10 protein-coding genes are annotated in these 14,107 nt (G+C 33.5%); 5 read left to right on the plus strand and 5 right to left on the minus strand.

Translation table 11 applies throughout. From position 1 onward, the window contains the following. Positions 1-78 precede the first annotated feature (78 nt). The gene (gene truA / locus K7G93_RS03755; protein ID WP_049214409.1) at positions 79-873 is read right to left on the minus strand and encodes a tRNA pseudouridine(38-40) synthase TruA; all 795 of its coding nucleotides are present in this window, start codon (positions 871-873) and stop codon (positions 79-81) included. Positions 874-1,050: 177 nt separating this feature from the next. Between truA and K7G93_RS03760 the strand changes: the two genes are divergently transcribed. Beyond that, on the plus strand, positions 1,051-1,893 hold the full coding sequence (locus K7G93_RS03760; RefSeq protein ID WP_226690470.1) for a patatin-like phospholipase family protein: 843 nt from the start codon (positions 1,051-1,053) through the stop codon (positions 1,891-1,893). A 173-nt stretch (positions 1,894-2,066) separates the two neighbouring features. Here K7G93_RS03760 and rplY read toward each other — a convergent pair whose 3' ends face one another. After that, a complete protein-coding gene (gene rplY, locus K7G93_RS03765) occupies positions 2,067-2,351 on the minus strand; it encodes a 50S ribosomal protein L25 (protein ID WP_049214407.1) in 285 nt (94 codons plus the stop codon). Positions 2,352-2,584: 233 nt separating this feature from the next. Between rplY and K7G93_RS03770 the strand changes: the two genes are divergently transcribed. Together K7G93_RS03770 and tnpA are read left to right on the plus strand one after the other, a co-directional pair. Then, on the plus strand, positions 2,585-3,196 hold the full coding sequence (locus K7G93_RS03770; RefSeq protein ID WP_115322663.1) for a DedA family protein: 612 nt from the start codon (positions 2,585-2,587) through the stop codon (positions 3,194-3,196). 196 nt (positions 3,197-3,392) lie between these two features. Then, positions 3,393-3,857 (plus strand): IS200/IS605 family transposase, encoded by a 465-nt coding sequence (gene tnpA, locus K7G93_RS03775; RefSeq protein ID WP_228400326.1) that lies wholly within the window; start codon positions 3,393-3,395, stop codon positions 3,855-3,857. A 132-nt stretch (positions 3,858-3,989) separates the two neighbouring features. Here tnpA and bioD read toward each other — a convergent pair whose 3' ends face one another. Both bioD and K7G93_RS03785 read right to left on the minus strand, forming a co-directional pair. Then, entirely contained in the window at positions 3,990-4,724 is a 735-nt protein-coding gene (gene bioD, locus K7G93_RS03780; RefSeq protein ID WP_115322662.1) for a dethiobiotin synthase, read from the minus strand. Positions 4,725-4,876: 152 nt separating this feature from the next. Next, positions 4,877-6,094 carry an ROK family protein gene (locus K7G93_RS03785; RefSeq protein WP_226690578.1) on the minus strand — a complete coding sequence of 406 codons (1,218 nt, stop codon included), beginning with the start codon at positions 6,092-6,094 and terminating at the stop codon, positions 4,877-4,879. Between the two features lie 295 nt (positions 6,095-6,389). On the opposite strand from K7G93_RS03785, the gene asnS reads away from it, so the two are divergent. Continuing rightward, positions 6,390-7,793: an asparagine--tRNA ligase gene (gene asnS, locus K7G93_RS03790; protein WP_115322660.1), complete on the plus strand. Its 1,404-nt coding sequence runs from the start codon at positions 6,390-6,392 to the stop codon at positions 7,791-7,793. 66 nt (positions 7,794-7,859) lie between these two features. Beyond that, a complete protein-coding gene (pbpC, locus tag K7G93_RS03795) occupies positions 7,860-10,202 on the plus strand; it encodes a penicillin-binding protein 1C (RefSeq protein ID WP_226690577.1) in 2,343 nt (780 codons plus the stop codon). Positions 10,203-10,219: 17 nt separating this feature from the next. Here pbpC and K7G93_RS03800 read toward each other — a convergent pair whose 3' ends face one another. Beyond that, entirely contained in the window at positions 10,220-14,008 is a 3,789-nt protein-coding gene (locus K7G93_RS03800) for an nSTAND1 domain-containing NTPase (RefSeq protein ID WP_226690576.1), read from the minus strand. Between the last annotated feature and the right edge of the window lie 99 nt (positions 14,009-14,107).

The following is a 14,107-nucleotide window of genomic DNA, read 5'->3' on the forward strand; positions in this document are numbered from 1 at the left end:
ACCTTTTTATTTAACGAAAAATTCGACATATTACACCATAATTTAAGCTAATATGCCAGCAATAAAGGTCTGATCTGGCTAGCATATTTCATTTTCTAAAAACAAGGGACCTAACGCATTTTGTGGTAAACCAAACTGTTTAGGATAACTCACATTGACTAAATAAAGCCCTTGTGGTTTCGCAGTAGGGGCAGCTAAATTACGATCTTTTTTTGCTAACAACCAACTTATCCACTCTACAGGTTGATGTCCAGCCCCAACTTCAATCAGACTTCCTACAATGTTACGTACCATATGATGCACAAAAGCATTCGCTTGAATATCAACAATAATATAATGTCCACGGCGAATCACTTGTAAATGATGTACACAGCGAAATGGTGTATGGGATTGACATTGTGCCGCACGAAAAGAGGAAAAATCATTCTCACCTAACAAAGCTTGCCCAGCTTGATGCATAAGTTGGTGATCGAGAGATAAATGACAATGCGTAATACCCTCAGGTAAAATTGCTGAACGTAATTTATGACAATACAAAATATAACGATAACGGCGAGCTATCGCACTGAAACGTGCGTGAAAACTGTCATCAACAATTTTTGCCCAACTCACTGAAATATCGTTTGGGAGATTCGCATTAACACCAAAACTCCAAGCCTTTTCAGTTCTATTAGCATCTGTTTCAAAATGAATTACCTGCCCTGTCGCATGTACACCAGAATCAGTTCTTCCCGCACAAAAAACTTGACAGTTTTCATTTGCTACGAAAGAAATCGCTTTTTCTAATTCCTGTTGAACGCTAGCAACATTTTCTTGTCGTTGCCAACCAAAATAATTTTTTCCGTTATATTGAATACCTAATGCAACTTTCATCTTATTCGCTATATTTTTATAAGTGTTCGGATCAGATATTATAGATGAGATTTATACTAGCGATAAACAGAAAAATCAGGCAAAATTTTAGAAATAAAAAATAGTGTTTTTATGCACTTTAAATCAAAAGTGCGGTCTATTTTAAATAGGTTTTGCTCGTAGTATTTAGGATAAAAAATGAAAGTAGGCTTAGTGTTAGAAGGTGGTGCAATGCGTGGAATGTTCACTGCAGGTGTACTGGATGTATTTCTTGATGAAAATATTCATATTGATGGTATCGTTGCTGTTTCAGCTGGTGTACTATTTGGCGTGAATTTTCCTTCCAAACAGAGAGGGCGCACAATTCGCTATAACCAGAAATATTTAAACGATAAGCGTTATATGGGATTATACAGTTTGTTACGTACTGGAAATATTGTCAATAAAGATTTTGCTTTTTATGAAGTACCTTTCAAATTAGATCCCTTCGATGTAACAACATTCCTTGAGTCTAATATTGACTTCTACGCTACCTTAACGAATGTTGAAACAGGCGAAGCAGAATACATAAAATTAGGTAATATACTTGAAGAAATGGAGATTTTAAGAGCGACATCAGCTATGCCTTTTGTTTCAAAATTAGTTGAAATTGATGGGAAAAAATATTTAGATGGCGGTATCGCTGATAGTATTCCACTGAAAAAATGCCAAATGTTAGGCTATGATAAGATTATAGTAATTCTTACTCGCCCATTAGACTATCGTAAAAAACCAACACCTTCTTGGATTTTTAAGACATTTTATAAGAAATACCCTAATTTAGCCCAAAAACTTGCTTACCGTTATCAAGATTATAATGATCGTGTAGAAGAAATTATTCAATTACATAAACAAAATAAAATTTTTGTTATTCGCCCCTCTCAAACTTTACCGATCAAACGTCTTGAAAAAGATCCGAATAAAGTCCAAGCAATGTATGAACTGGGTATTCGAGATGCTCAAAAAGAAATGGTTGCTCTTAAAGATTTCTTATCTAAATAAGATGTGAAAAGACGATATTAATAGAAATAAATTTCTTTATATAAAAAAGCTCTTTGACTTAATACAGTAAAAGAGCTTTTAAAATAAATTAAATAGATAGCCTGAAATTTTATAAAATTATTTACATATAAAAATATGACTAATATTTCAAACTATCCCTTAAATCAAAAAGATTACACACGTTTAAAATCAATGTGAACTAATTTTGGTTTAAATGGATGACGTTGCATTGCTTGTACTTTTACAGCTACATCTTTACCATCAATAACCAACGTGATCACTTCTGAATAAAATGAGTCGTGAGCTTGTGCATTGTTTAAATCATCATGATTTAAAATGATTGAGACAGGAGCTTCACTACCACCATAAACAATAGCAGGAATTTGACCATTATGACGCAGGCGGCGGCTCGCACCCTTACCTTGCGCTTGACGAACTTCAGCGTTAAATTTAAACATTTTCATGATTCTCATTATTAGAGTTAAAAAATAAAACCGTAGGCGACCCAACGATTTCCATCATTCTTCTCAAAGAATCTCTTTGAGAATCGCGAATTATATTGGATTTACTTCAATAAATCAAATAGTGTGCAGAAATTCAATTAAGTTTTTTAGCGACTTTATAAAAAAAACAAGGTAAAATATTAGACTGTTTTTTATATAATTTATCATATTAATTGTGTGGTATATAAATGGATCTCCTAATCTCGTTTTTTTCTGACTATGGCTACTTTGCTGTATTATTTGTCTTAATTTTATGTGGATTTGGTCTACCAATCCCTGAGGATATTACGCTTGTCTCGGGTGGGGTTATAGCAGGTCTATATCCTGAGGATATTAACGTACATATTATGTTAGTAATAAGCATGTTCGGTGTATTAGCCGGTGACTCTTGTATGTATTGGTTAGGTCGTATATATGGTGCTAAGATCCTTCGTTTTAGATTAATGCGTAAACTAATTACTTTGAAACGCTTACGTTTAGTTCGAGATAAATTTGAAAAATATGGAAACAGAGTATTATTTACAGCTAGATTCTTACCAGGATTACGTGCCGTTATTTACATGGTTTCTGGTATAACTCGACGTGTTAGTTATACACGATTCGTGTTAATCGATTTCTTTGCTGCAATTATTTCTGTCCCTATTTGGGTATATTTAGGCTATTTTGGTGCACAAAATTTAGATAAACTACATCATCAGATCCAACAAGGACAATTTTTTATTTATATTCTTATTGCTATTCTTGCTATTTTCTTATTGTGGAAATGGAAAAAAAGCAAAAAAGCTAAATCTGAACAATAATTCTACACAAAATATATATAAAAAGCCTTTTGTAATAATTACAAAAGGCTTTTTATTTATAGCTAGACAAAGTCTAGCTATAAAAACCATACGCTTTGCGTATGGAACAGAAAAGCTTAAGCGGTGAGCAGAACAAAACATCCTCCTATAATGAACAAGGCTGACAACCAAAATTCAACATATAGGAGGATAAGTCATGGCAAGTAAATCCAATGACGATTCAAGTCTATCACACACAAGATGGAACTGTAAGTACCACATAGTCTTTATCCCTAAGTATAGGAGAAAAGCAATTTATGGAAAATTGCGAGTTGATATAGGAGGGATACTAAGACAATTATGTCACTACAAGAATGTAGAGATAATAGAGGCATATGCAATGAAAGATCATATCCATATGCTGTTAAGGATACCTCCAAAACTGGCCGTTTCAAGTTTTATGGGGTATTTAAAAGGTAAGTCATCGCTAATGATATTTGAAAGACATGCAAATTTAAAATATAAGTATGGGAATCGAAATTTTTGGGCGAAAGGCTATTATGTAAGTGCAGTAGGTTTAAATACAAAAATTGTAGAGGAATATATCCGAAATCAGGAAAAGGAAGATATGATTCAGGATAATTTATCGAAGAAAGAATATATGGACCCCTTTAAGGGGTAGGCAACAGAGTTATTGAACGGTTGTCAGACTTCACATGCCCCTTGAGGGGCATGTGAAGTACTAGGCCCTTATAGGGTGGCCTAAAAACCGCCCGTTTTACGGGCGGATTGTTATTAAGTATAAATAATTGCACTAATCTACTAATACTGTTTCCATATAAGTTAGTCGTTCAACATTAGTAATATAATGACTCAATTCTTGCTCTTCTGGCTTATGTAAGTAAGGTATCTGTCCTAAAAGCGGAGCATCTATTTTTTCACTTAACAACTTAATAATCTCAGCATAATGACTTAAACAAGGATTAATACGATTAGCTATCCAGCCTAATAAAGGCAGTCCTTTCTGTTGTATTGATTCCACCGTTAATAAAGCATGATTAATACAACCTTCCTTAATTCCAACAACTAATACAACTGGCATTTTTTGTTCTTGAACCCAATCTGCAAAACGATAATGCTCATTTATTGGGGTCAACCAACCATATGCACCTTCAACTAGGATTGATTGATATTTTTTATTGAGCCTAGATAAATCAGAATTTATTTTTTCTATATGAATACTCTTCTCTTCATGAGAGGAAATCGGCGTACTATGTTTAAATGTATAACTATTTACGTCTTGATAGCTTACATTTTCTTTCGTCGACTTCATAAGAGTTAATACATCCGCATTATTTTCTAAACCATAATCACTTTTAGATTTATCTTGATATTCAACATCATTATAAATACTGTCTTCATGACTAAATGCTATGGGCTTATAGCCCACAATTTGAATACCTTTATTTTGTAATGCTTGTATTATGGCTCGACTTGCGACAGTTTTACCTACATTCGTATCTGTTCCTGTTACAAAAAAACAGCTCATCGCCTATCCCCTTTCTAAGTCTTCTCTCTACAAAGATCTTAAAGGAATTCTGCTTTACAAATGTTGAGATAACACAAATTTTTCTTAAATTGATATCATTAATCTAGAGAATATCTACAAAATACATCTTGAGTTATTATCAGAACAAATAATCAATCTTTAATAAAATGCCCTAATAAACTGCCATCATAGATACTTTGTTTAATAGCTGAGGCCGCTACAATAGGAGTATTCCACTCATATTTTCCTGTAATAACCTCTACTTTAGAATCTGTAGAGGCTAAATTTTCTCTTAATGACTGATTTAATCGATTTAAGAAAATATCTTTTGATAGTAAAAAACTAGAACTCAACATAATTTTTTCTGATGCAAAAATATTCACTAAATTCATTAAGATATAAGCCAAACTATCTGCAATATGATATAAAATTTGCTCAGCTTTTTTATCACCTTGATTTACTTTCTCACACAAAAAAGCTATTTTTTCTGAACAATTAGATAATTTATTTTCTGGAAAATACTTATCAATCAGAGGATAAATTGCTTTATGCGTAACTTGATTTTGCAATTGATAGCGTTGTACATCATTTAAATCAGGGCTAATGTCTTGTTGTATCATATTGAATTTGGGTACTATCATCCTATTAATAGTACTACGCGATTGATTTTTATGTGATAATAACTCCCCTTTAGACAGTACACTAAAATTAATCACATTATCTAATTGTAAGAACAGAACATTATCACAGTTTATAACACTACCTAAAGTGGACTCAGCTAATAACCAAGTTTGGAAGTATTCTGTAATCAACACTGGAATCTTAAAATATGGACTGAATAGCGCTTTTAAATCAATATTCAGCTGTATTTCACCAAGCTTAACTAATCGATTCTCATGATCTAGTTCTCCTCCTACGGCTACAGAAAACGTAATTAAATGATTTAATTCATCTTGTGTTTCAGAAAGGAATTGCTGTAAATGTGCGACTAAAACCTGTTCTAAATTTTTAAAGTCATCTTGATTTAATGGATAGATACTGTGCTTTATTGCCCCGCCATCCAGTTCACTTAAAATAATCTCAAATTGATTCTCAACTAATGTGGCACACAAAGATTGCCAGTAAAATGGCGATACACATAAACCAATAGCTGGTCGACCACGCGTTTCTGTATTTTGTACTGCTCGTTCAATAATTAATTTTTCTTTAATAAGTTCGCGAGTTAATGCTGTAATTGTTGCTGGAGCTAAACGTGAGAGCTTTGATAAATCAATACGAGAAATTTCTTCAAATTGTTCAACTAAACGGTAAATGCGTCCAAGTTGCTTTAAGCGTAGTGGCAATTTATCTTCTTTTCTGATTTTTGGCATAATTAATACTCTATTCCATAAGTAAAGCAAAGATTGTTCTGCTACTGAAGCATATTAAACAAGATCTATTTTTTTGATTATGTTCCATATTAATGCAGAGTTTTCTAATGAAAATAAGAAATAATAAATTGTCTACTTATACCAGTTATAAGAATAAAAACAAGTGCTTTAAAGTAATAATGAGATTTATTTCACAAAAACAAAACTTTTAATAGATTTTGGTAATTTTCATAAGTTAAGGTAAACTATATCGGTTTATTTACTCAAAAAATTATTTAAAAATTGAGGTTTTTATATGACTAAAATTGCATCTATCGTTGATGTATTACAAGGTAAAATAACTGTTGGCGAACAAATAACTGTACGTGGATGGATTCGTACTCGCCGAGACTCAAAAGCTGGGCTGTCTTTTTTATCTATTTATGATGGCTCTTGCTTTGATCCAATCCAAGCTATTGTGAATAATGATATTGAAAATTATGCCTCAGAAGTGTTACGTCTTACTACAGGCTGTTCCGTTATTGTCACAGGAACAGTAGTCGAATCACCTGCCGAAGGTCAAGCAGTTGAATTACAAGCAAGCTCCGTCGTTGTTACTGGTTGGGTTGACGACCCAGAAACGTATCCAATGGCAGCTAAGCGACACTCTATCGAATATTTACGTGAAGTTGCCCATTTACGCCCTCGTACTAATATTATTGGTGCTATAGCACGTGTTCGTCATTGTTTAGCTCAAGCTATTCACCGTTTCTTCCATGAACAAGGATTCTATTGGGTTGCAACACCATTAATTACTGCATCAGATACTGAAGGTGCAGGAGAAATGTTCCGTGTTTCTACATTAGATTTAGAAAATTTACCACGTAATGAGCAAGGAGCGGTCGATTTTTCACAAGATTTCTTCGGTAAAGAATCATTCTTAACTGTTTCTGGCCAATTAAACGGTGAAACTTATGCTTGTGCATTAAGCAAAATCTATACATTTGGTCCCACATTCCGCGCAGAAAACTCAAACACAACACGTCATCTAGCTGAGTTTTGGATGGTTGAGCCTGAAATTGCTTTTGCTACGTTAGCAGATAATGCAAAATTGGCTGAAGATATGCTGAAATATGTTTTCCGTGCCGTATTAGCGGAACGAAAAGACGACTTAACATTCTTTGAAAAACACGTTGATAAAGAAGTTATTACTCGTTTAGAAAACTTTGTTAACTCTGATTTTGCACAAATTGACTATACTGATGCAATTGAAATATTACTACAATCTGGTAAAAAATTTGAATTTCCAGTCTCTTGGGGGATCGATTTATCCTCTGAACATGAGCGCTATCTTGCTGAAGAATATTTTAAATCACCAGTTGTTGTAAAAAACTATCCAAAAGATATTAAAGCATTTTATATGCGTTTAAATGATGATGGTAAAACAGTTGCAGCAATGGACGTCCTAGCCCCAGGAATAGGTGAAATCATTGGCGGCTCACAACGTGAAGAACGCTTAGATGTATTAGATCAACGTATGCTTGAAATGGGTCTCAATCCTGAAGATTATTGGTGGTATCGTGACTTACGTCGATATGGTACCGTACCACATTCTGGCTTTGGCTTAGGATTTGAACGATTAATTGTATATGTCACTGGTGTACAAAACATTCGTGATGTAATTCCATTCCCTCGTGCGCCACGTAATGCCAACTTTTAATAAGCTATGCAATCCAAGTTATTTTCCCCTTACTATATAGTAAGGGGAATTTTTTAAGAGAATGAAATGAAAACGCTGAGTAAAAAAGTCATTTTTAGATTATTTTTAACCGTACTTTTGCTAGGCAGCGTTACTACGATTATTCGCCTCTCTCACTACACTCCTTTGAAGGATTATTTTCCTTACTCTACTGCAATATATGATGATAAAAATAATTTGCTACGCCTCACTACAGCAAAAGATGAGCGATATCGTTTATGGACACCACTTGAAGAAATTTCGCCAAAATTAATTGAAGCAGTTTTATTTCAAGAGGATGAATGGTTCTATTATCACTTTGGTGTTAATCCATATGGCTTAATACGTGGCGCATGGCAAACTTATATTTTAAACAATTCTCCTCAAGGTGGTTCTACTATAACGATGCAACTTGCTCGTGTTTTATGGCACATTGATAGTCGTACATTAGTGGGTAAGGCCGAACAAATATTACGTGCTATTGAATTGGAAATTCGTTATTCTAAAAAAGAAATACTCGAGGCCTACTTTAACTTTGCACCTTATGGTCGTAACATTGAGGGGGCTGGTACAGCTAGTCTAATCTATTTCAATAAATCAAATAGCCAAATCAACTTGGCAGAGGCGATGACATTAGCTATTCTGCCTAAAAACCCAAATGTTTATATTCGTCAACATAATTCTCAGCTTAACCCTGCTTTATTTAAAGCACGTAATCAACTCTATCATCGCTGGTTAATAACTCATCCAGAAGATAAAAAATGGCAAACTGATTTTCAACTGAGTTATGCGTTACGTCCTTTAGAAAAATTACCATTTTTAGCACCGCACTTTGTTGATCAATTGCTACAACAGTATCCTAATAGACCTAAACTCATCAGCACATTAAATAGTCATTTACAGAGTTTAATTGAAAGCATTACTCATCGTTATTTATCACAACAATATCAAACTGGTATTAATAATGCATCTGTATTGTTAGTCGATAATGAAACTATGGCTGTCAAGGCATTAATTGGGTCAAGTAACTATTTTGATCAACGTATTTCAGGTCAAATAAATGGCACTCTAGCAAAACGATCTTATGGCTCTACATTAAAACCCTTTATTTATGCTCTAGCATTTGATCAGGGGTTGGCACATAGCCAGACTATTTTAAAAGATTTACCCACTATCTTTTCTGAATATCAACCAGAAAATTATGAAGGTAATTTTGTTGGTCCAATTAGTGTCACTCAAGCATTATTACAAAGTCGCAATATCCCAGCAATTGAAATAGCCAGTCGTCTTTCACCTGATTTATATGATTTTTTACAACAAGCCAATATAACATTTACTAAAAATAAAGCACATTACGGTCTATCTTTAGTATTGGGAGGCTCTGAACTTAATGCTCAACAATTAGCTAGCCTATACGCTATGTTAGCCAACCAAGGGATATGGTCACCTTTAAAATTCCTTAAGGAAGAAAAATCTTCTTTAAAAAAACAGTTACTTAGCAAAGAAAGTACGATAATGCTCCATGATATTTTGCGCAAAAATATTCGTACTGATATACAAAATAAATCGATTAAATCAAATTTACCCCTCTACTGGAAAACAGGCACATCTAATGGTTTACGCGATGCATGGACAGCAGGATATTTTGGACGCTATACATTAGTCGTTTGGCTTGGTAATTTCAATAATAAAAGCAATCCATATTTGATTGGTCGTAATGTAGCCACACCACTTTTTCTACAACTAGCGGATAGTATCATTGCTAATGAACCACAAATGAGTGACATTGTCATGGAAGGAGCTAATTTAAAAGAGGTTTTCGTCTGTCAAGCTGATGGTAATTTACCTAATCAACACTGCCCTCAACAAGTAAAAACGCTTTTTATTCCAGGCAAATCACCTATTACTGTCAGCCAGCTTTACCAGCCATTTATCGTATTAAAAAATACTGATATATTAGCTTGTCAGCCTTATTCTGATAAAGATATTGAACAAAAAATATATGAAATGTGGTCAAGCGATTTTCAACAGCTATTCGCACAAGCTGGTGTAATGAAACGTACTCCAATCATTAATCCTGCCTGTCCTTATGAACAACAAAATCAAGCACTACAATATTTATATCAAAATAACCCTCAGATTACCTCACCTTTAGCAGAAAGAGATTATTATATTTCACATCAAATTCAATCAGAACCATTAATTTTGTCAGCAAATGTTGCAGCGGATGTACATAAGGTATTCTGGTTTATTGATAATGCATTTATTAGTGAAGCTCTACCCAATCAGCCCATCTTATGGCAACCTAACTCGATGGGCAGTTATATTATTTCTATCCTTGATGATCAAGGTAGAGCTGACTCAGTACAAATTAAAATAAATGCTTTTTAAAAAATAGCTTAGGGTCTTTATTTCTTTTTTGCCATGGATTTTGTATCCCATGTTCCTTTTAGCATATTGTACTTCATATTATGAAATACACTTTGTTCTGACTTGTCAAAATGACTTAAAACATCCGCTAATTTCTGGTGTACTGTAGCTGTTCTGCGAAATAATCGATAGTTTTTAGGCTGTTTTGCTAATAGCGTTTGGGCTATTTCTAATGATTGCTGATAGTAATAATGACTTTGCGTATAATTTTGCTGTAACCTAGCAAAATCACCTAATCTCTCATAACTACGAGCTAAATCCGCTTGTACCCAAGGGCTATTAGGCGAATTTAAATAAAGTTTATGTATGATCGTAAACCCAGATTGATAACGTTCACTGGCATGTATCGCATTTCCTTCAGCCAGAGCAATGTCACCTAATTTATAGTACAAAATACCTAAAATACGTTGTATTTGCTGATTAGCTGGTCTTTCTTCAGAAAGATGTTCAAAAATATCAAATGCTTGGTGATAGTGATTCGAAGCTTTTTTTATATCTTCTTGACTTAACGCGATACTCGCTAACTTCGCATAAGATATGCCCAAACTCCTCTGATTTTGCCTATGATTAGGATATTTATCATCTATATCATGGAAAATTGTAAAAGCTTCTTGATAGTATAAAAGAGCTTGATCAAATTGTTTTTGTATACGAAAAACATTGCCGACTTTATCATAAGAAGAAGCTAAATTATGTTGAATTTGCAAATTATCAGGATCTTGAAGAATCTGTTTTTTAGCGATATTTAACTTTCTTTGATAATAATCTAGCGCTTCTTTCTGATTATTTTCAGCTAATTTCACATCGCCTAAGCGCTCATATATCATGCTCAAGTCATGTAAAATTTGTTGATTTTTTGGATCTTGTTTAACTAATTTATCAATAATAGTAAATTCTTTTTGATAGTAATTAAATGCTTGAGCATACTGATACTGAATTTGCATTAAATGGCCTAAATTATAATAAGAAATACTCAATTCTCTTTGTACATCATAATGTTCAGGATTTTTTTGATAAATATCCTGATCAATATTAAAAGCATTTTGGTAATAAAATAGAGATTGTTCAAATTGATTCATTAATTGGCTAATATCGCCCAATTTTTTATATATATGACTTAGGCTACCTTGTAATTTAAAGTTTGTAGGATCTTTTTGAACTAATTTTTGTCTAATTCCGAGAACAGCTTGATAACTTTGTTCTGCAGAATTTAAGTCTTGTTGGATTTCTGCAAGATGTCCAATATTTTCATAAGCCATGCTTAAATCATGTTGAATTTCTAAATCATTTGGTGTTTTATCGGCTAAATACTGAAATTCAGCAAATGCACGTTGATAGTAAAAACTTGCTTTATCGACATCACCCAATTCTTTTGCATGATTCCCTTGATTCATATAAGCTACAGCAATTTCTCTTAGCCCTTCATAACAAGTATTTTCTTCCAAATGCTGTATTAGTTTTTCAATTTCTTGATAAATAACAGCTTGTTTTGTCGCAGGGACATATTGTTCTAGTACATTACGCAGATCAAAATTTAGAAAACTGACTGCAGTACTAATTTCATGTAATAATGTTTCTGATCTTTCTAATTCCATTTGATATTTTAATGTTTGCTGCTCAGCCTCTTGTTTCTTATCAAATGCAAAGCACCCCACACCAATAGATAGTATTAACAATAAAGAAGAAATACCTAAACTCATTTTTACACGTTTCAACGCACGAGATCTGACTGTAATGAGAGCTCTGGCTTTTCTTAACTCATTCACTTGCTGCAACTGTTCTTGTACACGACAGCAATCTAAATATTCTCGTTGTACTGGTGTGAGATAAGCTTTAAATTTCCCTTGCTCTAAGCGATCCATTTCCTGTAAACGACAACCACTCAAACGTAGCCATTCTGTATGTTTTTGAGTACGTAACCACACGATAGTTTCTGCTTGCAGCATTTCTAATAAAAATAAATCGGCTATATCTTCTTTTAACCAATCTGAAAGCAAACGCCATTGACGTAAAATACTTTCATGAGCAAATTCAACTGTAATTCCCTGCTCATTGCTATGTTTTCTTTTGTTATCTAAAAATTGCGCATTATAGTCTTTTGTCAGTAAACGACTTTCTACTAAACTATCAATAATTGGCCTTACATCTTCAGGAAAATCAATATAATGTGCTACCTTACGGTGTGGTTGGTGTGTTTTTACATCAATACTGGCTAAATAAGGGATAATCGCCCGACGTAATAACATAATACGATCGTTATGATTTTTAGGTAAACGAGGATCTTGTTGTGCTTTCGTTAATGCTTCATCAATAGCAATAGATACAGCACCTTGTAGTCCACCAAGTCCAGAATGCTGTTGAGTATATTCGTCTTGAAAGGTCAAATATTCCTTAAGTTCTAATTTACCATTACTACCATAATCTAAATATAACCGCTCTAAAGTAAAAGCTAATAGAGGTAAAGCATCTTTACCGCCATCTTGTTCTAAATCCTTTAGCAATCTATCAGTTAACTGAGGATCAATCCAAAGCGGCTTTTGTGTTTTCTCTAATAATTTTGCGGGACCTTCAATAATTTGTTGATAGGCACCTTTTGCAATTGGGGGTAATGAAAAAGGGTATTGATCAATCCCTTCTAATTTTTCTGCAACTTGTAAAGCAGAATAAGCATCAGTACGAATCGTTGATAACACCATGACATCGAGTTCATCACAATGTATTAACTCCGCAATTAATTGCAAAAATTGACTCGTTTCTTCATTATATGAAGTAAAAAGTTCTTCAGCTTGATCAACAGAAATAATTAAAGTTGGTAAATCCGAATTCTGTTGAAACTCTAGTTTTCCTCTTGCTCTTCTTAAAATACAAAGTAAAAATGCTTTTAAAGCGATACGCAATGTAGGCTTAGTTACAAGCTCCTTAATTGATTTTTTAGTACGTCGAATATCTAATTTTTTACAAAGTTGAAATAATGCTTCAATCAATCCTTTTTCACCACTTAAAACAAGCTGATTTGGTCGAATAAGTGGTAATACTAAAAATTGTTGTTGCAAACGAGCAAGTCTTGGTAAAATCCCTGCTCGTAAAAAAGAAGACTTTCCAGAACCCGAAGCACCTTGTATTGCAACAAAACGAATTTGAGTAGTTTCACGCAAACGTTGTAATTCTGATAACAGTGCTTTAATCGCACCATCTCTTCCGAATAAAAGCCCTGCATCTTCAAATTCAAGTGGTTTTAAACCTTTATATGGACTAGGCGGGTTGTCATAACGAGATAAAGGTGGCCACTGGAAGAAATCTGGATGTAATCCTGCATAAGTTAAACCTCGTTTTAATCCATTCAAGCCATTTTGACTAAAAGCAACCATGCTTGATTGCCCAGAAGGTAATAATATCGGAATAGTTACTTTTGGGTGACCAATTTCAAGATTTCCGATATTCCATTTATCTAAAATAGCATGAGGAATATGATATTTAGTAGGTGATTTAATAATTAAAGGGAAAATGGGTTTATTTAATGCCGCTGCCATCTGATATTCAGATAAACAGTGTGGAGAAATCAACCAGTTATCAGAAATCAGCAATATCATGCCTTCGCACTCATTAATTGAGCTGCCTAATTTTTTGCGCCATTCCTCTCCAACGTGAATACCGTTATTAGGATCTAAATCTAAAAATAAAGACCAACCTAATTCACTGAGCCAATTATATAAAGCAATAGATTCAGCATTATCTAGACTAGAATGACTAATAAATAATTGGGTCATTGTTAAATATCCTTATACAAAACAAAATATCCTATTAAATAACGCAGACAGTTATTTTTATTTAAAAGCGTAGTACGAAATTAAATTATGAAGTAATGT

The sequence above is a fragment of the Pasteurella canis genome (genome assembly GCF_020810675.1).
GTDB lineage: Bacteria > Pseudomonadota > Gammaproteobacteria > Enterobacterales > Pasteurellaceae > Pasteurella > Pasteurella canis.